The organism is Nocardiopsis sp. iso_238 (genome assembly GCF_056173325.1).
In genome coordinates, this window is sequence record NZ_CM149668.1 from 119900 (window position 1) to 142940 (window position 23041).

The window sequence follows — 23041 nt, forward strand, 5'->3', positions numbered from 1 at the left end:
GTCGTCGGGCGCGGAGGCGTCCCGCGCCCTTGCTGCCCCCGGGGCGGTCCCGGGTCAGCTCCGCGCGCCGAGCCGGATGCCCTCGATCGTCATACGCACGAGTTCTTCGCTGTCGACCCGCCACGTCTCGACCCCGAGGTGACCGCTGCGCTCGAGTTCCGCGATGCCGTGCGCGGTGGACATCAGCAGCGCGCCGTATCGGGGGGCATCGGTCGTACCGACCAGATCACCGAGCAGGTCGAGGAACCCGTCCTGGAGACGACCGGCGGACTCCGCGGCCTCGCGGTCCTCGGCGGGCGTCGCGAACATGAGCGCGTACAGATGCGGTCGCTCGCGTGCGCGTCCGATGAGCGCCATGACCGCGCTCTCCAGCCTGGCGCCCGGGTCGCCCGAGCCCGTGCGCAGCTGCTCGACCTCGGCGGCGAGGGAGTCCCACGCCGCGATCGCGAGCGTGGCCAGCAGCTGCTCCTTGTTCGTGAAGTGCCCGTACGGCGCACCGCGTGAGACCCCGGCCCGCGCGCCGACTCCGCGGAGGGTGACCATCGCCGCACCGCCCTCGTCCAGCAGTTCGGACGCGGCTCGAAGGAGGGCGCTACGGGTCGCCGCAGCCGTCTCAGCTCTGGTCACCATGGCCGAATTCTACTTGACAGTGTCACATGAATCTCCCATCATCATTCATATGACAAAGTCATATGAATCTCGTCCCCCGCACGACCCGGTGGACGGTGCCGCCCCCGCGGGCGGTGTGCGGGCAGCGTTCTCGGCTTCGAGCGTGCCCCCGATGCGGGGCCGCACCGTTGTCGTCACCGGCGCGAACAGCGGCATCGGCCGGGTCACCGCCCGGGTGTTCGCCGAACGGGGCGCACGGGTGGTGCTGGCGGTGCGCAGCGAGGAGAAGGGGCGCTCCGCAGCCGCGGAGATGACCGGTGAGGTCGAGGTCCGACGACTCGACCTCGCCGACCTCTCCTCGGTTCGTGCGTTCGCCCGGGACCTCACCGACCCCGTCGACCTGCTGATCAACAACGCGGGTGTGTCACTCCCGCCCCCCATCCGCACCGCCGACGACTTCGAACCGCAGCTCGGGACCAACCACCTCGGCCACTTCGCGCTGACGAACCTGCTGCTCCCGCGGATCCGGCAGCGGGTCGTCACGGTGGCCTCGCTCGCCCACCTGATCGGCTCGATCGATTTCGGCGACCTCAACCAGCACCGCAAGCGCTACCGGGGCATGGCCGCGTACGGGCAGTCCAAGCTCGCCAACCTGCTCTTCACCAGCGAACTCCAGCGCCGACTGGAGGCGGTCGGCTCACCGGTGATCGCGACGGCCGCGCACCCGGGGATCTCGGCCACGAACCTGATGAGGTCCGAGGACCCGGGCCCGGGCTTTCGGCTGGGGCAGGCCCTGATCGGCGCGCTCACACAGAGTCAGGACGACGGTGCCCTTCCCACGCTCTACGCGGCCGTCGCCGAGATCCCTGGGAACGGCTACGCCGGTCCGGGCCGACTCATGGGGCTCCGGGGAGCTCCGAAGCTGGTCGGACGGGCGCGCAGAGCGCGGGACGCCTCCGTGGCGCGTCGGCTGTGGGCGGTCTCGGAGGCCCTGACCGGAGTCGGCTTCCCCCTGGAACCCGGCGGGCACTCGGAGGGACCCGTCCTGAGGGGGGCGTCACCGGGTCCGCCTGACCTCCCGGGTGGGCGCGGGTGAGTAAGGTGAGCGGCGTTGAGGGGCGGCCCCTGGGGCCGCCGGTGACCGAGAGGGGTAGACGATGACCAAGTGGGAGTACCAGAGCGTGGCTCTGCTGTCGCACGCCACCAAGCAGATCCTGGACAACTGGGGCGAGGACGGCTGGGAGCTGGTCTCCGTCGTGCCCGCGCCGCTGCCCGAGGGCACGGACCCGCGTAACCAGCAGTACGTCGCCTACATGAAGCGGGCCAAGTAGATGGCGACCCCCGAGGAGCGCATCGCGGAGCTGGGGCTCACCCTGCCCGAGGTGGTTCCCCCGGTCGCGGCCTACCAGCCGACCGTTCGCAGCGGTGCCCACGTCTACGTCTCCGGCCAGCTGCCGTTCGTGGACGGCGCCCTTCCGGCGACCGGGAAGGTCGGTGCCGGGGTCAGCCCCGAGACCGCCAAGGAACTGGCCGCCGTGTGCGCGCTGAACGCCATCGCGGCGGTGCGGGCCGAGGTCGGTGACCTGTCCGACGTGGTGCGGATCGTGAAGGTGGGCGGCTTCGTGGCCAGCTCACCCGAGTTCACCGGGCACCCCGGTGTGATCAACGGGGCCAGCGAGCTGCTGGGCGAGGTCTTCGGGGCGGCCGGGGTGCACGCCCGGGCCGCAGTCGGAGTCGCCTCCCTGCCGCTGGACTCTCCGGTCGAGGTTGACATGATCGTCGAGGTCCGCTGACCGGACCCGGGGACGACCCGGGCCACAGCGCGGCCTTCGTGAACGACGGGAGTGTGTCGATGACCGAGGACGACGGTGTGGCCCGGCCCCGCCCCGCCGCCACCGTGATGCTGCTGCGTCCGGCGGCGGGCTCCGACGCCGTGCGGGCCGAGCGCCCCATGGAGGTCCTGCTCATGCGCAGGGTGCCGTCCATGGGGTTCGCCCCGGGCGCCTACGTCTTTCCCGGCGGCCGGGTGGACGAACGGGACTCCGACGGCGACCTCCCCTGGACCGGCCCGTCCCCGGCGGAGTGGGCCGGGATCCTGGGAACGGACGTGCCCCGGGCGCGCGCCCTGGTGTGCGCGGCCGTGCGGGAGACCTTCGAGGAGACCGGCGTGCTGCTCGCCAGCGAGCCCGAGCGGGCGGGCGAGGAGGCGATCACCCTCGACACAGCCACTGACGACTGGGAGCGGGACCGGCTCGGCCTGATCGACCGCACCCACGCGTTCACGGAGGTGCTGCGACGGCGCGGCCTGGTACTGCGCTCGGAGTGGCTGCGCGCGTGGGCGAGGTGGGTCACCCCGAGGAACCAGCCGCGCCGCTTCGACACCTGGTTCTTCACCGCCGAACTCCCTCCGGGGCAGGAGTCGCGCGACGTCGGCGGGGAGGCGGACCTCACGCGGTGGACCGACCCGTCCGTGGTCGCCTCCGAGTGGAGCGCCGGGCGGATGCCCATGCTGCCGCCGACCGTGATCGCCTGCGCCGAGCTGGCCGAGCGGCGGACCCTCCAGGGGGTGCGGGAGGCCCGACGGGATATCGTTCCCATCGAACCGGACGTTCGGGAGATAGACGGTCAGATCCGTGTCGTGGCGCCGGACGGCAGCGACTTCCCCCTGCCGGGGGCCGACGCCACGAGGTGAGCGTCCGCCCCGGGCGGTGCGCGGCTCCCCGTCACCGAGCGGCCCCCAGCGGGTCCCGCCGGACGGGTCCGGGTCGGCCGATCGAAGCGAGGTGCGATGAGGATCGACGGTTCCGGGACACTGCGCGCCGCCTGCGTGCTCTGCCCCAACCCAGGCCCGATGACGTTGGAGGGGACCAACACCTGGATCCTGCGTGAACCGGGTGGACGCGGGGTGATGGTCGTCGATCCGGGCCCGCACGACGAACGGCACCTGGAACGGGTGGCGCGGACCGTGCAGGAACAGGGCGCACAGGTCCAGATGGCCGTGGTGACGCACCGGCACTTCGACCACGCCGAGGGCGCCCGGTACCTCTCCGAGCTGACCGGGGCGCCGGTGCACGCGGTGGACCCGGAGGTGCGGGTGGGCGGCGCGGGGCTGGAGGACGGCCAGCTGCTCGACGTGGACGGCCTGGAGGTACGCGTCATCGCCACGCCCGGGCACACCGACGACTCGGTGAGCCTGCTGGTGGAGGCCGACAGCGCCATCCTGACCGGCGACACCATCCTGGGCCACGGCACCACGGTGATCGACGGAGACGACGGCCTGGCCCCCTATCTGGACTCGCTGTACCGGCTCCGCGGCCTGGTGGAGGAGTACCAGGTGCGGACGCTGCTGCCCGGGCACGGACCGGTCCTGACCTCACCGGCGGCGGCGCTGACCTCCTACATCGACCACCGCGAGGCGCGCCTGGCGCAGGTCCGGGACGCCGTGGCGGCCGGGGCGGAGGGCGTCGAGGCGATCATCGACCGCGTCTACCCGGACGTGGTGGAGAGCATCCGTCCGGCCGCGGCCTCCTCGGTCCGGGCGCAGCTGCGCTACCTCGCGACCAAGGGCGAGCTCCCCGAGGGGTTCGTGGAGTAGGGTCCGCGCCGCCACAGGGGCCCCACACGGCCCGGAGAGCGGCTGAGAGGCCCCTGACAGCGCTGCGGCCGCCACCCCGGAGGGTGACGGCCGCACAGCGTCTGTGGTTCGGCTGAGGTCGTCTAGCGGGCGCGGCGGCGCATGCGCTCGACGTCCAGCAGGACCACGGCCTTGGCCTCGATCCGCAGCCAGCCGCGCAGGGCGAACTCGGCCAGGGCCTTGTTGACCGTCTCGCGGGAGGCGCCCACCAGCTGGGCCAGCTCCTCCTGGGTGAGGTCGTGGTGCACGTGCAGGCCGTCGTCGCCCTCCTTGCCGAACTTGTCGGCGAGTTCGAGCAGCGCCTTGGCCACGCGGCCGGGCACGTCGGTGAAGACCAGGTCGGCCATCACGTCGTTGGTCCGGCGCAGTCGGGCGGCCAGCGACTTCAGCAGCTGGAGCCCCACCTGCGGGCGGCTGGACAGGAAGGGCCGCAGGTCGTCGTGGCCGAGCCCGGCGAGCACGGAGTCGGTGACGGCCACGGCGCTCGCGGTGCGCGGGCGCGGGTCGAACAGCGACAGTTCACCGAACATCTCGCTGGGGCCGAGCACGCCCAGCAGGTTCTCGCGGCCGTCGACGGCCGTGCGGGTGAGCTTCACCTTCCCGCTGAGGATCACGTACAGGCGGTCGCCCTCGTCACCCTCGTTGAACAGGGTCTGACCGCGACCGAGACGCACCTCGTTCACCGAGGAGCGGAGCGCGGCCGTGTCCTCCTCGTCCAGCGCCTCGAACAGAGGGGCCTTCCGGAGCACCTCGTTGATCTCGTCCACACGTCCTCCTAAAACCTGACCGTCAACAGTGTGACGTATATCGCAACCGGGTGGGAAACCAGTTCGTTACCACGGCTTGTCCGCCGGGAGACAACGTGCCCACAACAGCCGACGTCAGCCCATTGGATCCTAGTCGTTGTCGACTTGGGTCAGGGCTTGTCCGCGCCGGGTGACCGGACATTGGTTACATAATCTCGGTCACCAGCCGAAACGTCGGCGCGCGGACCAATCCCGGCGCCGGGGTGAGTCGACCCGGACGTGCCCCACGACCGGACGCCTACCCTGTGACGATGTCCCACACTCCAGAGTCCCGCCACACCGCGTCCGAAGAGGACGCCGCCGTGCCGGAGAACGCCACGCCCACCGGTGAGAGCCGACTCGCGCTGGTCCGCCGCGCCCGGAAGATGTACCGGGAGCTCTCGGAGCTGTATCCGGACGCCCACGCCGAACTGAACTTCACCACCCCGCTGGAGCTCCTGGTCGCGACGATCCTGTCCGCGCAGTGCACGGACAAGCGGGTCAACCTGGTCACTCCGGCGCTCTTCGCGCGCTACCCCGACGCCGAGGCCTACGCGTCGGCCAGGCGTGAGGAGCTGGAGGAGATGATTCGTTCGACGGGGTTCTTCCGGGCCAAGGCCAACAGCCTGTTGGGGCTGGGCCAGGCCCTGTGCGAACGACACGGCGGCGAGGTCCCTGGAAACCTCACCGACCTGGTCAAACTACCCGGTGTAGGGCGAAAAACCGCAAACGTACTGCTCGGAAACGCCTTCGATGTGCCGGGGATCACCGTGGACACCCACTTCGGGCGCCTGGTCAGGCGTTTCGGGTGGACCGACGAGGAGGACCCGGTCAAGGTCGAACACGCGATCGGGGAGCTCTTCCCACCGAAGGACTGGACGATGCTCTCCCACCGCGTGGTGTGGCACGGCCGCCGCGTGTGCCACGCCCGCAGGCCCGCCTGCGGCGCGTGCGCGGTGGCCCGCTGGTGCCCGTCCTTCGGGGAGGGGCCCACGGACACCGCCACCGCCACCAAACTGCTCCGCATGCGCTCCTTCGCCTGACCGCCCGCGCACCCGGGGACGCGGGCGCGGGTCGCCGCGGTTTGTACCCTGAATCACGTGAGTGCGCGCACACCGGCTCCCGAGGCGTCCGCACCCGCACAGACGTCGGCGCGACAACCCCCGGAACAGGTTCCCTGCGTATGAACTCGACCCCGCTCTGGCTGTCCGCTCTCGCGGACGCCGCCCGGACGATGCCGGTACCCAAGCCGATGCGCCCGCCGGAGCGGGGAGGGCGGGAGTCGGCGGTGCTCATCCTCTTCGGAGAGACCGACCGGGGCCCCGACCTCCTGCTCATCCAGCGCAACGACGGGCTGCGCCGCCACGCGGGCCAGCCCGCCTTCCCCGGCGGGCGGATCGAGCCCATCGACGCCTCACCCGAGGCGGCCGCGCTGCGCGAGGCGGAGGAGGAGACCGGTGCGGTGCCGGACGGGATCGACGTGGTCGGCCGCCTCCCCGAGCTCTACCTGAGCTTCAGCGACTTCCGGGTCGCCCCCATCCTCGGCTGGTGGCGTGAACCCTCCGAGGTGCGCGCCGCCGACGCCGGAGAGGTCGCCGCCGTGGCCCGGGTCCCCGTCGCGGACCTGGCCGAGCCCGCCAACAGGGTCAAGGTCCGCTACGGGGGCGGCCCCATGTGGGGCCCGGGCTTCCGGGTGGACGGCATGCTCGTGTGGGGATTCACCGGCGCGATCATCGACAGCCTGCTCGTGCTCGGCGGATGGGAACTTCCCTGGCGCGACCGGGGTCTCACTGACGTGTTCGAAGCCACCCCGCAGGGCCTGCGCCCGGTCGGGTAACGCTCACTTCTTGGAGGGCATCCGTGCTCGACGCGGTTCTGGTCATCCTGTTGCTGCTCTTCGCGGTGACCGGGTACCGGCAGGGATTCATCGTCGGCGTCTTCAGCTTCGTCGGCTTCATCGGCGGGGGGATCGTCGCGGCGCTCACCGCGCCGGGGCTCATCCAGGACTGGGTGGCCGACCCCGGCCGACAGGCGCTGCTGGCCATCGCCGTGGTGTTCCTGTCCGCCGCACTGGGCCAGTTTCTCGCGTCCTACCTGGGCACCATGGTCCGCAACAGGGTCACCTGGGACTCGGCGCGCGTCGTGGACGCGCTCGGCGGGGCCGTGGTCAGCGGGATCTCGGTGCTCCTGGTCGCCTGGTTCATCGGCAGCACGGTGGCCAACTCGGCCCTGCCGTACGTGTCCCAGCAGGTCAAGGAGTCGCGCATCCTCCAGTCGGTGGACGCGCTGATGCCGGACGCCGCCCACCAGGGCTTCTCGACCTTCCGGCGGGTGGTGGACCAGAGCGCCTTCCCGCAGGTGTTCAGCGGTCTGGGTACCGGTGAGCTCGCGGAGGTCGAACCGCCGGACCCCGACGTCCTCACCACCCCGGAGCTCATCGAGTCCAGCCGCAGCGTGGTCAAGGTGCTGGGCACCGCCCCCTCGTGCCAGCGCAGGGTGGAGGGCACCGGCTTCGCCTACGGCCAGGACCGCATCATGACCAACGCCCACGTGGTCGCCGGGGTCACCGAGGACCTGCGCGTGGTCACCCGGGACGGGCACCAGCTGGAGGCCACCCTGGTGCTGTTCGACGCCCAGCAGGACCTGGCCGTGCTGCACGTGCCCGGGATGGACCTGGAGCCCCTGGACTTCAACACCGAGGCGGCCCAGGGCGACGACGCGGTCGTGGCCGGGTTCCCGCGCAACAGCGGGTTCACGGCGGTCCCGGCGCGCGTTCGCGCCAAGCAGACGGCGCAGGGCTCGGACTTCTACCACGCGCAGCAGGTGAGCCGGGAGATCTACCAGGTGCGCGCGGTGGTGCGCCCGGGCAACTCCGGCGGCCCGCTGCTGGCCCCCGACGGCACGGTGTACGGCGTGGTGTTCGCCGCCGCCACCAACGAGGACGAGACCGGGTACGTGCTGACCGCGGACGAGGTCGCGGCCAACGCGGAGGAGGGATTGACCGCCACCGCGGAGGTCTCGTCCCAGACCTGCGACTGATCCGGGGCGGGGCCCGGTCTCCGGGCCCCGGGAACGACGAGGGGGCGCCTCCCGTGTGGGAGGCGCCCCCTCGTGACGTGACTTCTAGTTCGAGCTCGGGTTCTGGGTCTGGTCCGTCTGGATCGGCCAGCTCATCCGGACCACCGTCCCCGACTCCTCGGGATCGATGCTCACCTCGTCGGCGAGGCCGGTGATCACCGCCAGGCCGAGGCCGGGGGAGAAACCGGAGATCCCGCCGGGAGGGGTGTCCTCTCCGTCGAGGAAGAGGCCGTCGAGCAACGGCTCCAGGTGGGTCGTCTCCTCGGTGTCCTTCGCGGGGGCACGGTCGGAGACGACCACCTCGAACCGTCGTGTCGCGCTCCCGTTGGAGTGCGGCGTCGGGGCCGAGGCGTCGGTCCGGGGATCCGTCGCCGGATCGGGTCCGCTGCCGTCGATCAGCTGGAGCTGGATCGGCTGCGTGGGGCAGTGCAGCTTGTGCGCCGCGACCGCCCGTGAGCAGGCCTCACCGACCGCCAGCCTGATCTCGTCGATCGCGGAGGCGGCGATACCCGCCCGACGTGCGACGGTCGCGGCCATGAGCCGGGCCGTGCGCACGTGGGCCGGGAGCGCGCTGATCGTGAGCGTGATGGTTGCCATCGCTCGCTCTGGGTTACTTCGACGAACGCTTGTCGATGGCTTCCTGCACCGAGCTGTGGATACCGAACACCTTGGTCAGCCCGGTGATCCGGAAGATCTTCAGAATCCGCTCCTGGGTGCAGACCAGGTCCAGGGTCCCGTCGTGAGCACGGACCCGCTTCAACCCGCCCACAAGCACACCGAGGCCCGTCGAGTCCAGGAACTCCACCTTCTCCATGTTCACCACGAGGTGGAAGTTGCCCTTGTTGACCAGGTCGATCAGCAGCTCGCGGAGCCGGGGCGCGGTATAGACATCGATCTCACCCTCAACGACGACGATCTCGGTGTCGCCCTCGGTGTAATGATCAAGCTTCAAATCCACAAGTCCTCCAGCGCCGAACCGCGAAATATCGCGAAGTATCTCTGCCGGGCGTTACCCCACCAGCACGCATTCAACCACGGGTGTCGCGAATGTCCGTCCGTCAAGCACGGAAGAACGGCGACCCCGCGCCACTCCTACCCCGGATGTCACACTGAAACCGACGTCGAGCGGTGCCCCGAACCTGGGAACGAGGGCCGACGACTCGTGAACGTGTCCAGTGAGGAGGGGACTCGATGAGGCGATCGGAGCCCGTGCTCCCCGGTGTGTGGCGTGACGACACCCGATACCCGCAGGTCACCCATATCGAGCATGTGGCCCGCAACGCGGGAGTGAGTGGGGACTGGCCGCGGTGGACAGCCCCCCATCTGGTCGAACGACTGGCCGAACGGGGGATCACGGGTCCGTGGTCCCACCAGGCAGCCGCCGCCGACCTCGCACGCTCGGGCCGTGATGTGATCATAGCCACGGGTACCGCCTCGGGGAAGTCGCTTGGCTTCCTTATGCCCGCTGTGGACGCGATTGACTCAGGGGAAACGGTGCTCTACCTCTCCCCCACGAAAGCGCTTTCCCAGGACCAGCTCAGATGGATTACGGACCTGGGACTTTCGGGCATGCGCGCGGCCGTCTACGACGGTGACACCACCCCCGAGGAACGCTCCTGGGTACGCGAGCACGGGAACTACGTCCTGACCAATCCGGACATGCTGCACCACGGCATCCTGCCCCGGCACGGGGCGTGGTCGCGGTTCCTGCGGCGGCTCCGCTACGTGGTGATCGACGAGGCCCACCGGTACCGGGGGGTCTTCGGCTCGCACGTGGCCCAGATCCTGCGGCGTCTGCGCAGGGTGTGCGCCCGCTACCGCTCGGAGCCGGTGTTCGTCCTGGCCTCGGCCACCTCGGGCTCGCCCGCCGAGAGCGCGACCCGGCTGACCGGGGTCCCGGTCACCGCCGTGAGCGAGGACGGATCGCCCCGGCCGGGGATGTCCGTGGCCCTGGTCGAGCCCGAACTCACCGACCTCACCGGGGAGAACGGCGCCCCGGTCCGCCGCACCGCGCCCTCACAGGCCGCCGAGATGCTCGTCGACCTGGTCCGGGACGGGGTCAGGACGCTGGTGTTCGTGCGTTCGCGCCAGGGCGCGGAGGTGGTCGCGATGAACGCCCGGCGGATGCTCACCGAGAACGGCGAACACGACCTGGCCGGACGGGTCGCGGCCTACCGGGGCGGGTACCTGGCGAGCGAGCGGCGCGAACTGGAGGAGTCCCTGCGCACGGGGGAGCTCCTCGGTCTGGCCAGCACGAACGCCCTGGAACTGGGTGTGGACATCAGCGGGCTGGACGCCGTGCTCATCGCCGGTTGGCCGGGCACGCTGGCGTCCCTGTGGCAGCAGGCGGGTCGGGCCGGGCGGCGCGGGGAGGACGCCCTGGCGGTGTTCATCGCGCGGGACGACCCCCTGGACACCTATCTGGCCCACCATCCCGAGGCCATTTTCGGGCGCTCGGTGGAGGCCACCGTCCTTGATCCGGAAAACCCGCACATCCTCGGCCCGCACCTGTGCGCCGCCGCCCAGGAGCTCCCGATCACGGGCGAGGACCTCACCCTGTTCGGTGAGACCACCGAGGGCCAACTCGCGGAACTCGTGGACCGGGGACTCCTGAGGAAGCGCCCCAGAGGCTGGTTCTGGACGAGCCACGAACGGGCAAGTGACCTGGCCGATATCCGGGGCGCGGGCGGCCCCCCGGTCCAGATCGTCGACACCGCCAGCGGGCAGCTGCTCGGGGAGATCGACGAGGCCGCCGCGCACGGCACCGTCCACGCGGGGGCGGTCTACCTCCACCGGGGGGCGACCTACCTGGTCGACGACCTCGACCTGGACGAGGGGGTGGCCCTGGTGCACGCCGCCGAGCCGCCGTACAGCACCTGGGCGAGGGACACCACCGACATCACCGTGCGGTCGGTGCTCCGCGAGGAGACCTGGCCCGGCGGGGCGTCGGTCTGCTTCGGGGAGGTCGAGGTGGTCCGCCAGGTGGTGGGCTTCCTCAAGCGCGACGTGCGCACCGGTTCCGTCCTGGGGGAGCAGTCCCTGGACATGCCCGAACGCACGCTCCAGACCCGTGCGGTGTGGTGGACGCTGCCCCGCGAGGGGGAGGACCGGCTGCGCGGGGAGGACGTCCCCCTCCTCGGCGCCGCGCACGCCGCCGAGCACGCGGCGATCGGTCTGCTGCCCCTGCTCGCCACCTGCGACCGCTGGGACATCGGCGGGGTGTCCACCGCCGTGCACGCGGACACCGGGAAGCTGACGGTCTTCGTCTACGACGGCTACGAGGGCGGAGCCGGGTTCGCGGAACGCGGCCACGCGGCCGCCCGCGAGTGGCTCACCGCCACCCGGGCGGCCATCGCGGACTGCGAGTGCGAGCAGGGCTGCCCCTCGTGCATCCAGTCGCCCAAGTGCGGAACCGGCAACGAACCCCTGAGCAAGTCCGGGGCGCTGCGCCTCCTCGACGAGGTCCTGGGCGCCGCGAGCTGAGTTGTCCACAGGCTGGGGACAACGCCTTCCCCTCCGCCAGAGCACACCGCACTCTGGAAGGACCGGGCGGAACCCCCTCCTCCCGGACCACCAGGGAGGTCCCGTGTTCCCTTGCCCGACGCCCGCCCCCGACCGGGGCATGAGCACCGCGGAGTACGCGGTCGGCACGATCGCCGCCGTCGCCATCGCGGGCGTGCTCTACCTCATCGCCACCAGCGAACCCGTCTCGGCCGCCCTCACCCAGGTGTTCGTCGATGCCCTCCAGCCCCGCCACTGACCACGGCTCCGTGACGATGGAGGCCGCCATGCTGCTGCCCACCCTGATGCTCGTGCTGGCCGTCGCCCTCGGCGGGATCGCGGCGGCCGAGGCCCGACTCTCCTGTGCCGACGCCGCCCGGATCGGGGCCCGGGCCCTGGCCCGTGGGGAACCGCCCGAACGGGCCCGGTCCCTGGCCCTGTCGGCGGCGCCGGAGGGGGCCGGCGTCGAGTTCTCCGAAGGTGAGGGAACGGCGCGGGTCACCGTCCGCGCCGAACTCAGGATCGGCCCCCTCCGGGCCCCGCCGCTCAGCGTCGGCGCCGACGCGGCGGTCCCCCTGGAGGCGCACGCGCGATGAACCGAGGCCTCCCGGACTCGGGTTCCGCGACGGTCTGGTGGATCTCGCTGAGCCTGGTTCTGTGGTTCCTGGTCCACGCCGTGCTCCTCACCTCGACCGCACGCCTGGACCGGGACCGCGCGGCGACCGCCGCCGACCTCGCCGCCCTCGCGGCGGCGGCCCGCGCGCACGAGGGATCGCACGCCGCCTGCGAGGTGGCCCGTCGGACCGCCGAGGCCAACGGGGCGGACCTCGACAGCTGTGACCTGGACGACCTCACCGTCGAGGTGACGGTCTCCCGCACCACCTCGGCCCTGTCCCAAGGGGTCACCGCCCGCTCCCGAGCCGGACCCGCCCACCCTCCCGGGTGACGCACCCGGCGGAAGCCCGTCCGCGCGGTTCGCCAGGGGGTTCGGGCAGAATCGGCCCAGGTCCCCCAGTGGACGCCCGTCCACGCCGTTCGTCAGGGGGTTCGGGCAGAACCGGGCCAGATTCCCCGGCGGACGGGGATCGTGCCCCCTCTGGGGCCTTTCCGGTTCCGAAGCCCGATTCCCGGGGGCGTGTGACCGCCCGAGCCCCCGGGACAGGTGAGTCCCCGGCCCGCGACGAACCCGGTCGACGGTCGTGGTGCTCCTCTGATCCCGAGTGACCGGCGGTGATCGGCACCCCACGGCCGTCCTCTTCCAGCCGCTGTGGGGTGCGTCCGTGATGTGCGCGGTCCTCACCTTCGAGGCGAGACTGGCCACGGGTGCCCCTCCCGCCTCCAGTGACAGGGTGGGCCCCTGTGACCCAGGACATACGTGGGTCCTCGAAAAAGTTTCGGCTCCCGACCGAACACACACCCCTCCACAGACATAGACGGGTGAGAGAACGGGAGGAACGCCGATGCGAGAAGGCCGGGCCGGAGACGAACACTCCGACCGACGCGACTTCAACGACATGTTCGAAGAGCACTACGACGCGGTCTACCGCTACGCGCGACGGCGTGTGGGGCCCGACCAGGCCGATGACGTCGCCTCGGAGGCCTTCGCGGTGGCCTGGCAGCGCCGGGGGCGTGTGACCCCGGGCCAGGAACTGCCCTGGCTGTACGCCTGTGCGCGCCGGATCGGGCTCGCCCAGATGCGTACGGCGCGACGCCAGGGGCTGATCGCCGCATCGCTCGGGCGTGAGACCGGGTCGGACCACCACGACGACGCCAACCAGTTCCTCGACCGTGCCGGTGCCCTCGCGGCGCTGGCCCGGCTGACGGAGGTCGAACGCGAACTCGTGATGCTCGTGACCTGGGAGGGGCTCGACTGCCGACAGGCGGCGAAGGTGGTCGGCTGCACCCACGTCACCGCTCGCGGGCGTCTGCACCGGGCTCGAAGAAAACTGACCGCGTACATGAAGGAAGACGCCCCCGCACCCGCTCGGGTCCGCGTCCTGAAGGAGGCCCCGTGGACGACCTGACCGCCCTGCGCAACGCGTTCGAGGGCACCGACCCCGCCAAGGACGCTCGCCCCACCCCCGAGTCCCGACAGCGGGCGCGCCTGAACGCCATCGCGAAACTGGAGGAAGAGAACACCATGGCCCGTCCCCTGTGGAAGCGCATCCCCGTCCTGGCCGCCGGTGCGGCCACCGCCGCCCTCGCCGTCGGCGCGGGAGTGGTCATCCTGCCCGGTGACGACCCCGCGGGCATCCCCCTCGCCTACGCCGCGCAGCCCGAACCCATCGAGGTGGCCGGAGGCGAACCGGTCGACGGCACCGAGCCGCTGACGGAACTGGCCGACGTCACCGAGGCGCGCGGCGCGGCTCCGGGCGAGGGCGACGTCGCCTTCGTGTCCACCACCGGCACGCATCTGCACCTGCTCACCGCCAACGCCGGTGACGAGGACCCCGACGAGACGTACGGCTACCGGTTCGTGCCCTACGACTGGACGGGGTGGGAGGACCTGGAGGGCAACACGCGCCTGGACACCGAGCCGAAGCCCCCGCTGGAGACCGGTGGTGAGGAGGCCGACCACGAGTGGTTCCTGGAGCAGGGCAGCGAGTCCCACGAGGACACCCTGCACGAGAGCCTGGTGTGGCCCGCCGAGCTGCCCACCGACACGGACGGCATGCTCGAGGTGCTGGCGGACTTCGGTGAGGGGCCGCTCGACGAGTCCCTGCCCGCAGTGGCCAACGCGGCGGAAAGGCTCTACGAGTCGCGCCCGCTGTCCGGTGCCGAGGAGGCGGCGATCCAGCGGGTGCTCGCGGAGGTCGCGGACGTGACCTATCTGGGTACCGCCACCGACACCCTGAACCGTGAGGGCGAGCTGTTCTCCTTCACCGTGGAGGACGAGGGCCGGGTGTCCGAGGTCCGGTACATGTACGACGCCGAGGACGGCGCGCTGCTCTACCGCGACACCACCGTGCTGGAGCAGGACCCCGACTACGGCGACGCCGCCGACTTCGGGCTGGAGTACCCGCTCCTCACCGAGCAGGTCGGCTTCGTGTGGTCGGGCTGGGTCGGCGAGATCGGTCAGCGCCCCTGACCTGAAGCGGGGGGCGGTGGACAGGGGTCCACCGCCCCTTCTTCAGTGTGCGAGGGCGGCCGACAGGAGTTCGGCCGCCATGGGCACGATGCCGATCAGGACGAAGGCGGGCAGGAAGCACAGGCCCAGTGGGGCGACCACCAGGACGCCCAGCCGCTCGACACGGGCGGTGGCCGCCGCCCTGGACCGGCGGCGAAGGTCCCGCACGTGCCGGTCGAGCAGGTCGGCCACGGGCGCGCCGGTCTCGGCGGCCCGGGCCAGGTCCGCGCCGACCGCCACCAGCGGCGCGGGCAGCGCCGATCGCTCCCAGGCCAGGGCGGGCTCGGCTCCCAGTCTCAGTTGGTCCCGCACCGCGGACAGCTCCGCGCCCAGGTCGCCGCGTGCCGCTCCGGCGACCGCTCCCAGACAGGAAGGGAGTGTGGCCCCGGCCCGGACCCCCGACGCGAGCAGGCCGATGAGCACGGGGAGGTCGTCGGTGACCGGCAGCCGTGGGGAGCGCTGCCGGTCCTGGCGGGAACGCCACCACAGGTAGGCGCCCGCGCCCAGCGCGGCGAGCACGCCCACCCCTCCGAGGAGGGCGACCAGCAGTGTCGCGGCACCGACCAGGGCGACGAGCCGTAGCCACGGCCCCGCCCTGTTCCAGATCCCGGCGACCCGCCCGACGTGGTTCCTCGGCTCCGGGGTACCGAGCACCTCTCGGAGCACCCGTGGGCGGTCCGAACCGCACAGGACCCACACCGACCCCGCCGCGCACAGCACCGCCGCCACCTCGAAGAACATCCCTCCTCCTTCGTCGTTTCCTAGCGGGTCCGACCACGGCCCGCCCGTCCGTCCCGGGAACCCACCTCCCCTGCTGACAGGGGAGTACGATCCTCGGTCGCACCCGTCGCACCCGTCGCACCCGTCGCACCCGTCGCACCCGTCGCACCCGTCGCACCCGTCGCACCCGTCGCACCCGTCGCACCCGTCGCACCCGTCGCACCCTCGGTGGTCGGATCCGGGACCACGCAGCCTCCCTCGCGCGAGGCATGGACATCGGGTGTCCGGGGTCAGCGGCCCCCAGCGGATCCCGGCGCACTCAACTCCTCGATGGCTTCGGTGAGCTCGGACATCAGAGGTCTGGGCCGAGAGGACCCTGCCGGTACCGGGTCGACGCGACTTCTTACTCCTGGGCACCTGCGTGAGGCGCGGACGTCTGAGGTCCGGGCCGAGAGGCCCCTTCGGTTCCGATGCCCGGATGCCCGGGACGGCGGTGTCCGTCTGGCCCCCCGAGGCCTCGGACTCGTGGGTCTGGGGTGTCGCACCGGGTTCACGCCACCGCTCCTCGGACCATGCGCAGGGTCCACCAGGCGCCGAGGAGATCCAGCAGCACCCCGGCGCCCAGGCAGAGCAGGCCCACGGGGGTGGTGAACAGGAACACCAGTGGTGAACCGCCCAGACCCGCCGACATCGCCATCCCGACCAGCGGCAACCCGGCCAGCACCAGGGCGGTGGTGCGCGGACCGGCGGTCCGCGCCCGCACCTCGGCCCGCTGCTCCTCGCGTTCGGTCAGGCTCTCCGCCAGTTCGTCCACCACCCCGGCCAGACCGGCACCGGTCTCCGACGCCACCTCCCAGCAGGCCGCCAGGTAGGCGAGCGCCCACAGGTCCTCGTCCCGTTCGGCCGCTCTGCGGAGCGAGGCCACGTCCGACACCGCGCCGACCAGCGGACCCGTCTCCAGGACCGCGACCCTCAGCGCCGTCTCCGGGGGTTGCCCGGAGCGGAGCTCGACCGCCATCACCCGGCAGAGCTGGATCACGGCCCACCGACGTTCCGCCCCCTGCGCACGGCGGGCGAGCGGCCGCGTCAGGAGGGCGAGCGGCGCCTTCAGACGGGGGAGGGGGCGGCGCGGGCGCGCGGGCACCACGGCCAGCCGGTACCAGCCGGTCGGCGCGGACCAGGCCAGGGCGGCCGCCAGCGCGCACACCAGCAGGAGGGTCACCGTCGCCACCCCCGTCCCAGCCGGGCGGCCACCTCCTCCGCGCCGGGGTGTTCCCGTCTGTGCCCGTCCGGGGTGAAGGCCACCGCGGGTTCGGCGCGCACCAGACCGGAGGACCCCTGGCGGAGGACCCTGATCTCGGAGAGGCGGCGCCCTCCCTGATCCCTGACCAGGTGGACCACCAGGACCCCGGTGGCGGCGAGCTGGCTGTGCACCGCGCCCCGGCTGAGCCCGGCGGCGCACCCCATGGCCTCCACCCGGGCGGGCACCTCCTCCGCCCCGTTGGCGTGCAGGGTCCCGGCGCCTCCCCGGTGCCCGGTGTTGAGGGCACCCAGCAGCGACACGATCTCCGGGCCGCGCGCCTCACCGACCACGAGCCGGTCCGGGCGCATCCGCAGCCCCTGGCGGACCAGGGTCTCCAGCGAGACCTCCCCGCTGCCCTCGATGTTGGCCGGGCGGGTCTGGAGGCGCACCACGTGCGGGTGGTCGGGGCGGAGCTCGGGGGAGTCCTCCGCGAGCACGATCCGCTCCTCCGGGTCCACCAGGGACAGCAGCGAGGAGAGCAGCGTGGTCTTCCCTGTCCCGGTACCACCGCTGACCAGGAAGGGTTCACGGTGGGAGACGAGGGCGCGGAGCAGGTCCGCGCCCGAGGGGGTGAGGGTGCCGCTGGCGGTCAGCTCCCCGAGGCCGAACACCTTCCGTGGCGGGATCCGCAGGGACAGGCAGGCCCCCTCGGGGGCGATCGGCGGCAGTACCGCGTGCAGTCGGGCCCCGCCGGGAAGGCGGGCGTCCACGTAGGGCGCGGCCGCGTCGAGGCGGCGACCCGCCTGGAAGGCGAGCCGCTGGGCGAGCCTGCGGACCTCGTCCTCGGACGTGAAGCGCACCTCGCGGACCCGGCGCAGCCCCTCCCCGGAGTCGACCCAGACCTGGTCGGGGCCGTTGACCAGGACGTCGGTGACGTCGGAGGTGAGCAGTTCCTCCAGGGGCCCGGCCCCGGAGAGGTCGGCGGCCAGCCTCCTGGTCATCGCGAGCAGTTCCCGGTCGCCCAGGGCGCCGCCCTCGGAGCGGATCGCGGTGGCGACGTTGGCCGGGGTGACCGGCGCGCCGGAGGCCACGAACCGGTCGCGGACCCGCTCCAGTACCGAGGGCTCCGACGCCGCGCGGGGGGCGCGCCGGTCCCAGACGGCGCTCACCGGGCCTCCCGGAGGGAGCACACGACCCGGTCCGCGTAGCGGGCCAGCGGTGACCGGGGGTTCCGGGCGGGGACCTCGCCCACCCGCAGGGCCCGGGACAGCCCCGGTTCGGGTGGCAGGTCGGCGCCGAGCTCCACCCCCAGTGCCGTGGTGACCACCCCGGTGGACAGGCCGCCCCTGGCCCCGCGTACCACCGCGCGCACCCGTGCCGTCTCCTGCCGCAGCCGGTGGGTCATGCGCGCGGCGGAGACCACCGAGTACACGTCGGCGGGGACCACCACGAGCACGAGGGTGGAGTGGTTGAGGAAGACGGTGGTGCCCGGGTCGAAGCAGCGGGGGAGGTCCGTCACCACCAGGTCGGTGCCCCGGCGGGCGGAGTCCAGCGCGGCCCGGGCCGCCCCCACGGGGAGCGGGTGCCCTTGCTCGCCGCCGTCGCGCCGGTCCCAGGTGAGCACGTCCACCCGGCCGACCCGGGGCAGGCCCTCCCGCAGGGTCCGCCAGGGCACGCGGCCGCGTTGTCGGAGCAGGTCGGCCCAGCCGGTGCGGGACCGTGGGTCGGTGTGGTCGCAGCCCAGGTAGACGTCGGCTCCGCAGCCCAGGGGGTCGGCGTCGAGCAGGGCGGTGGCCAGTCCGGCCCGCTCCCCGGCGAGGGAGAGGGCGGCCGAGAGCAGGCTGGCCCCCGCGCCGCCCCGGCCGCCGACCACCGAGACCACGGGTGCCGGTGAGCGGTCGGAGACGGAGGAGAACAGGTCGACGAGGGCCGACTCGTCCCGGGGCAGCAGGTAGACGCCCTCGCGGCGGGTGTCCTCGGTGCCGTGGCCGACCACCGCGACCCGTGGGTGGGGCGGGGGACCGGCGGCGCGCAGGGCGGGGTCCAGGTCGAGGCCGACCACGACGAGCGGGGAGCGGTCCCACGCGCGCAGGGCCTGTTCGGGGTCGGGGGCGACGGTGACCTCGGTGGCGGCCGCAGCCGTCAGTCGGAGGAGGTCGTCGAGGAGGGCGGGGTCTGCGGTGGCGATGAGGGTGCGCTGCGGGACGTCCATCGGACCTTCCGGGAGGGCGGGGAACCTGCCCTTTCGACCTTCGCCGAATCGGGGGCGCGGCGGAAGGCCCGGTGCGGATCTGTGGATAACCCGGTGACGGGGAGTGCGGCGGAGGGGACCGGCGGCGGCCCCACCCGGCGGGCGGGACACACGTACGGGGGCTGTCGTGCGTCCCTGCCCGTCAGGTGAGACGGAGCGGAGGTCGTCGAGCAGACCCCACAGGGGGAACTGGGGGCCACTCGGTTCCGGCCTCGGGGGGACAGGCCGGAGTCCGCTCTCCGGGGAAGGGTCCATCGGGAGCGCTGGTCCGTACGCGCGGAACCCCGTGCGGGGTGTCCGGGTTCGTACTTCTCGCGAGGAACGACGGTGACGCTGATTCGTGGGCGCAATGTCCGTATTGGCGGCTTGTGTCCATTAGGACAGAAGCCCGGAGTTTTGGCCCGTCGCTGTCGACCCTTCGCGCGACTCCGGAACAGACGCTATCACGAGAGACTGACTATCGGTTCGGGAATCCAACAGAAAAACTTCGCCCCGCCACCTTTTGGAAGAAGGATCCCCCGGCCTACAAACAAAGGAGACGGTGTCCGGGTCCGCTCCGGCGTGCGGGTCGAGAAGCCGCGCCACGCGGGGTCCCACAGGGTCGGCCGAGCTTTCGTGGGGCCACGTTCTTCCAGGTCGGGGCATATGTGGTGGCGACTTCTATCGCGATCCCGCGCGCCGTAAACGGCACCCCGGACAGCCATCCGGGGTGCCGTTCAGATGCACGTGCATGTGCGTGAGCAATCAGGAAACATTCGCGCACGTTCAAGCGTGATCGAAACGAGATGCGTCCGCGTCATTGCGCGTTGGTAAATCAAGTGAGAGGGGCGAACTGGCGATTATCCGAGAGAGCCGAACGCGGTTCGACGAACACCGTTCGGTTCTGCTGGAGCGGCCGATCAGCCGCGCTTGAGCGCCTCACACGTGGCGAGCGAGTCCTGGGCGCCGGCCCGCACCGCGCGGCAGCAGTACACGACCCACTCCGCGACCCCCTCGGCGGTGCCCGACATGTACGCGCGCAGCGCCGGGGCGTACTCGTCCCTCAGGGTCTGGTGACCCAGCTCGGACGTGACCAGGGACTTGGGGTCCAGCCCGCGCTCCACCAGGGTCAGCCGCTCGGCGGCACGCGCCACCAGCCCGTCCCCCCAGCCGAACGGACGGATCGCCATCAGCTCGCCGTGCACCAGCGCCGACGTCACCAGGGCGGGAACCTTCGTCCGCGCGCCGAGCAGCGCGTACAGGCCCTCCAACCGGGCGGCGGCCTCCGCCGCGCTCGGCGCCGGACCGAGGTCCATCGGGTCCTCGACCCGCTCACCCTCCAGTCGGGGGCGGCCCAGGGCGTCCTCGGACACGGCGTCGGCCGCGGCCAGGGTGTGCAGTCGCGCCAGCGCCTGCCGGGGAGCCTGGGGCCAGGTGTCCACCATCGTGCCCAGCTCGCCGCCGACACGGAGCGCGCCCTTGATCCGGGTGTCGTACACGTGGCCCTCGCGGATCTCGTCCATCGAGACCTCGGCCCCCTCCAGGGCGGCCGACGCGCACGCGCCCCGCAGGGAGGACTCCATGGACACGTCGCTGCTCCGACGGCGCAGGATGCGGTGCCCCAGCAGCCTGTCGACCAGGGTCCGCGTCTCGTTCACCGCGTCGCTCACCCCCGGAAGCCCGGCGATCCGGGACAGTGGGTCGGACGGGGATGCAGAAGTCGATTCGCTCACGGAAACCAACACTACGCGTCGGTAACACCGGCTGCTCCACGGCCCGGGGCGGGCTTCGAGGGACCGCTCGTCGCGGACCGGTGACCGTTCACCGACCGTTCGTCGCGCGCCCGCGCCACGCGGTCGCTGTACGCCGACCCGGCTGTTCCCCCGGTATGGACCACATGATTAGGCTGGACGCACAGCCGACGTAAGGAGAATCACAGTGGCCGACAGCACTCCCCCGAGCCAGGAGACACTGTCCAACCTTCTCCACGAGACCAGGAGCTTCCCGCCGCCCGCGGACCTCGCGGAGCACGCCAACGTCAAGGCCGACGCCTACGACACGGCCAACGGTGACCGCCTGGCCTTCTGGGAGGAGCAGGCCCGGAGGCTCCAGTGGGAGCGGACCTGGGACACCGTCCTGGACTGGCAGCCGCCCTACGCGCAGTGGTTCGTCGGTGGTCGGATCAACGCCTCCGTCAACTGTCTGGACCGGCACGTCGACGCCGGCATCGGGGACCGCGTCGCCCTCCAGTGGGAGGGGGAGCCCGGCGACAGCCGCGCGATCACCTACGCCGAACTCAAGGACCAGGTCTCCCAGGCGGCCAACGCCTTCACCGCGCTGGGCGTGACCAAGGGCGACCGCGTCGCCATCTACATGCCGATGATCCCCGAGACCGTCGTCGCCATGCTCGCCTGCGCCCGCATCGGCGCCGTGCACATGGTCGTCTTCGGCGGCTTCTCCGTGGACGCCCTCGGCCAGCGCCTGGACGACAGCCAGGCCAAGCTCGTCATCACGGCGGACGGCGGCTACCGGCGCGGCAAGCCCAGCGCCCTCAAGCCCGCCGTGGACGGCGCCGTCGCGGACCGCCCCGCCGTCGAGAACGTCCTCGTGGTGCGCCGCACCGGCCAGGACGTCGAGTGGAACGAGCGCGACGTCTGGTGGCACGACGTCGTCGAGACCGCCAGCACCGAGCACACCCCCGAGGCGCACGACGCCGAGCACCCGCTGTACATCATGTACACGAGCGGCACCACGGCCAAGCCCAAGGGCATCCTGCACACCACCGGCGGCTACCTCACGCAGGCCTCCTACACCCACTGGGCGGTCTTCGACCTCAAGCCGGAGACCGACGTCTACTGGTGCGCCGCCGACATCGGCTGGGTGACCGGCCACTCCTACATCGTGTACGGCCCGCTCTCCAACGCGGCCACCGTCGTCATGTACGAGGGCACCCCGGACACCCCGCACAAGGGCCGCTTCTGGGAGATCATCGAGAAGTACAAGGTCACCATCGCCTACATGGCGCCCACGGCGATCCGCACCTTCATGAAGTGGGGCGACGAGATCCCCGCCGGGTACGACCTCTCCAGCCTGCGGGTGATCGGCTCGGTCGGTGAGCCCATCAACCCCGAGGCCTACATGTGGTACCGGGAGAACATCGGCGGCGGGAAGACCCCGGTGGTGGACACCTGGTGGCAGACCGAGACCGGCGCGATCATGGTCAGCCCGCTCCCCGGCGTGACCTCGGGCAAGCCCGGCGCCGCGATGCGCGCCGTCCCGGGCATCGTCGCGGACGTGGTGGACGAGGAGGGCAAGTCCGTCCCGGACGGCGAGGGCGGCTTCATCGTCATCCGCGAGCCGTGGCCGTCCATGCTGCGCGGCATCTGGGGCGACGACCAGCGCTACAAGGACACCTACTGGTCGCGCTTCGAGGGCCTCTACTTCCCGGGTGACGGTGCCAAGAAGGACGAGGACGGCGACCTGTGGCTGCTCGGCCGCGTGGACGACGTCATGCTGGTCTCCGGCCACAACATCTCCACGACCGAGGTGGAGTCCGCCCTGGTCTCCCACCCGAAGGTCGCGGAGGCGGCCGTCGTGGGCGCCGTCGACAAGGTGACCGGTCAGGCCATCGTCGGCTTCGTCATCCTGCGCGGCGGTGCCGAGGAGGTCCCCGCGGACCTGGTCCAGGAACTGCGCAACCACGTCGGCACCTCGCTCGGCCCCATCGCCAAGCCCGCCCGGCTCCTCGCCGTTCCCGAGCTGCCCAAGACCCGCTCCGGCAAGATCATGCGCCGTCTGCTGCGCGACATCGCGGAGGAGCGGGAGATCGGTGACACCTCGACCCTGACCGACTCGTCGATCATGGACGTGATCGCCAAGCAGCTGCCCTCCGCCAAGAAGGGCGACTGAACGGTCTGACCGCGCGACCTCGCGCGACGTCCCCGGCCGCCGCCCGGCCCGGACACCACGGCGCCCCGCCCCTTCCGAAGGGACGGGGCGCCGTTCCCGCTCACCCACGTGACGAAACCGAAGCCTCCGGTTTTGCGTGCCGTGAGAGACACGGGAGGGAGGGCATGTGCGAGGATGCGGAGGATCATCCACGTGTACGGACCGA

24 protein-coding genes are annotated in these 23041 nt (G+C 72.0%); 15 read left to right on the plus strand and 9 right to left on the minus strand.

The features are described 5' to 3' along the window. Positions 1–54: 54 nt before the first annotated feature. Positions 55–630, minus strand: a complete 576-nt coding sequence (locus tag AC0VYL_RS00550) for a TetR/AcrR family transcriptional regulator (RefSeq protein ID WP_086002877.1) — start codon at positions 628–630, stop codon at positions 55–57. A 115-nt stretch (positions 631–745) separates the two neighbouring features. On the opposite strand from AC0VYL_RS00550, the gene AC0VYL_RS00555 reads away from it, so the two are divergent. From AC0VYL_RS00555 to AC0VYL_RS00575, 5 genes are all read left to right on the plus strand, one after another. Next, entirely contained in the window at positions 746–1705 is a 960-nt protein-coding gene (locus AC0VYL_RS00555; protein ID WP_475483441.1) for an oxidoreductase, read from the plus strand. Positions 1706–1766: 61 nt separating this feature from the next. Further along, positions 1767–1940, plus strand: a complete 174-nt coding sequence (locus AC0VYL_RS00560) for a DUF4177 domain-containing protein (RefSeq protein ID WP_017546677.1) — start codon at positions 1767–1769, stop codon at positions 1938–1940. Then, positions 1941–2402, plus strand: a complete 462-nt coding sequence (locus AC0VYL_RS00565; RefSeq protein WP_475457842.1) for a RidA family protein — start codon at positions 1941–1943, stop codon at positions 2400–2402. Positions 2403–2461: 59 nt separating this feature from the next. Continuing rightward, entirely contained in the window at positions 2462–3301 is an 840-nt protein-coding gene (locus AC0VYL_RS00570; protein ID WP_475481995.1) for an NUDIX hydrolase, read from the plus strand. A 96-nt stretch (positions 3302–3397) separates the two neighbouring features. After that, complete coding sequence (locus AC0VYL_RS00575) at positions 3398–4204, plus strand: MBL fold metallo-hydrolase (RefSeq protein WP_475457847.1); 807 nt, start codon at positions 3398–3400, stop codon at positions 4202–4204. Between the two features lie 122 nt (positions 4205–4326). Here AC0VYL_RS00575 and AC0VYL_RS00580 read toward each other — a convergent pair whose 3' ends face one another. Next, positions 4327–5010, minus strand: a complete 684-nt coding sequence (locus tag AC0VYL_RS00580; RefSeq protein WP_014908639.1) for a Crp/Fnr family transcriptional regulator — start codon at positions 5008–5010, stop codon at positions 4327–4329. 290 nt (positions 5011–5300) lie between these two features. On the opposite strand from AC0VYL_RS00580, the gene nth reads away from it, so the two are divergent. The 3 genes from nth to AC0VYL_RS00595 all read left to right on the plus strand — a co-directional run bounded on the left by nth (position 5301) and on the right by AC0VYL_RS00595 (position 8067). Then, entirely contained in the window at positions 5301–6071 is a 771-nt protein-coding gene (nth, locus tag AC0VYL_RS00585; protein WP_475481996.1) for an endonuclease III, read from the plus strand. Positions 6072–6211: 140 nt separating this feature from the next. Continuing rightward, complete coding sequence (locus tag AC0VYL_RS00590) at positions 6212–6865, plus strand: NUDIX hydrolase (protein WP_475481997.1); 654 nt, start codon at positions 6212–6214, stop codon at positions 6863–6865. A 23-nt stretch (positions 6866–6888) separates the two neighbouring features. After that, positions 6889–8067: a MarP family serine protease gene (locus AC0VYL_RS00595; RefSeq protein ID WP_475457855.1), complete on the plus strand. Its 1179-nt coding sequence runs from the start codon at positions 6889–6891 to the stop codon at positions 8065–8067. An 84-nt stretch (positions 8068–8151) separates the two neighbouring features. On the opposite strand, the gene AC0VYL_RS00600 is transcribed toward AC0VYL_RS00595, so the two are convergent. Next, complete coding sequence (locus AC0VYL_RS00600) at positions 8152–8703, minus strand: ATP-binding protein (protein WP_475457857.1); 552 nt, start codon at positions 8701–8703, stop codon at positions 8152–8154. 13 nt (positions 8704–8716) lie between these two features. Beyond that, positions 8717–9064, minus strand: a complete 348-nt coding sequence (locus AC0VYL_RS00605) for an STAS domain-containing protein (RefSeq protein WP_026119772.1) — start codon at positions 9062–9064, stop codon at positions 8717–8719. A gap of 233 nt (positions 9065–9297) precedes the next feature. Here AC0VYL_RS00605 and AC0VYL_RS00610 point away from each other — a divergent pair, with 233 nt between their 5' ends. From AC0VYL_RS00610 to AC0VYL_RS00635, 6 genes are all read left to right on the plus strand, one after another. Beyond that, on the plus strand, positions 9298–11589 hold the full coding sequence (locus AC0VYL_RS00610) for a DEAD/DEAH box helicase (RefSeq protein WP_475481998.1): 2292 nt from the start codon (positions 9298–9300) through the stop codon (positions 11587–11589). A 103-nt stretch (positions 11590–11692) separates the two neighbouring features. Next, positions 11693–11866, plus strand: coding sequence for a DUF4244 domain-containing protein (locus AC0VYL_RS00615; protein ID WP_475457861.1), 174 nt, complete (start codon positions 11693–11695; stop codon positions 11864–11866). After that, on the plus strand, positions 11844–12203 hold the full coding sequence (locus AC0VYL_RS00620) for a TadE family type IV pilus minor pilin (RefSeq protein ID WP_475481999.1): 360 nt from the start codon (positions 11844–11846) through the stop codon (positions 12201–12203). Before AC0VYL_RS00615 ends, AC0VYL_RS00620 begins: the two co-directional genes overlap by 23 nt. Then, complete coding sequence (locus tag AC0VYL_RS00625; RefSeq protein WP_475482000.1) at positions 12200–12553, plus strand: Rv3654c family TadE-like protein; 354 nt, start codon at positions 12200–12202, stop codon at positions 12551–12553. Before AC0VYL_RS00620 ends, AC0VYL_RS00625 begins: the two co-directional genes overlap by 4 nt. A gap of 514 nt (positions 12554–13067) precedes the next feature. Continuing rightward, entirely contained in the window at positions 13068–13631 is a 564-nt protein-coding gene (locus AC0VYL_RS00630; protein ID WP_475482001.1) for an RNA polymerase sigma factor, read from the plus strand. Next, entirely contained in the window at positions 13619–14695 is a 1077-nt protein-coding gene (locus AC0VYL_RS00635; protein ID WP_475482002.1) for a CU044_5270 family protein, read from the plus strand. Before AC0VYL_RS00630 ends, AC0VYL_RS00635 begins: the two co-directional genes overlap by 13 nt. 42 nt (positions 14696–14737) lie before the next feature. Here AC0VYL_RS00635 and AC0VYL_RS00640 read toward each other — a convergent pair whose 3' ends face one another. The 5 genes from AC0VYL_RS00640 to AC0VYL_RS00660 all read right to left on the minus strand — a co-directional run bounded on the left by AC0VYL_RS00640 (position 14738) and on the right by AC0VYL_RS00660 (position 20660). Then, on the minus strand, positions 14738–15475 hold the full coding sequence (locus AC0VYL_RS00640; protein WP_475482003.1) for a type II secretion system F family protein: 738 nt from the start codon (positions 15473–15475) through the stop codon (positions 14738–14740). 529 nt (positions 15476–16004) lie between these two features. After that, entirely contained in the window at positions 16005–16685 is a 681-nt protein-coding gene (locus tag AC0VYL_RS00645) for a type II secretion system F family protein (protein WP_475482004.1), read from the minus strand. Then, positions 16673–17866 (minus strand): TadA family conjugal transfer-associated ATPase, encoded by a 1194-nt coding sequence (locus tag AC0VYL_RS00650; protein ID WP_475482005.1) that lies wholly within the window; start codon positions 17864–17866, stop codon positions 16673–16675. Before AC0VYL_RS00650 ends, AC0VYL_RS00645 begins: the two co-directional genes overlap by 13 nt. Then, the gene (gene ssd, locus AC0VYL_RS00655) at positions 17863–18909 is read right to left on the minus strand and encodes a septum site-determining protein Ssd (RefSeq protein WP_475482006.1); all 1047 of its coding nucleotides are present in this window, start codon (positions 18907–18909) and stop codon (positions 17863–17865) included. The genes AC0VYL_RS00650 and ssd overlap by 4 nt, the downstream gene beginning before the upstream one ends. 938 nt (positions 18910–19847) lie before the next feature. Beyond that, entirely contained in the window at positions 19848–20660 is an 813-nt protein-coding gene (locus AC0VYL_RS00660) for a Fic family protein (RefSeq protein ID WP_475457880.1), read from the minus strand. 205 nt (positions 20661–20865) lie between these two features. On the opposite strand from AC0VYL_RS00660, the gene acs reads away from it, so the two are divergent. Continuing rightward, complete coding sequence (gene acs, locus AC0VYL_RS00665; RefSeq protein WP_475482007.1) at positions 20866–22836, plus strand: acetate--CoA ligase; 1971 nt, start codon at positions 20866–20868, stop codon at positions 22834–22836. Positions 22837–23041 lie beyond the last annotated feature (205 nt).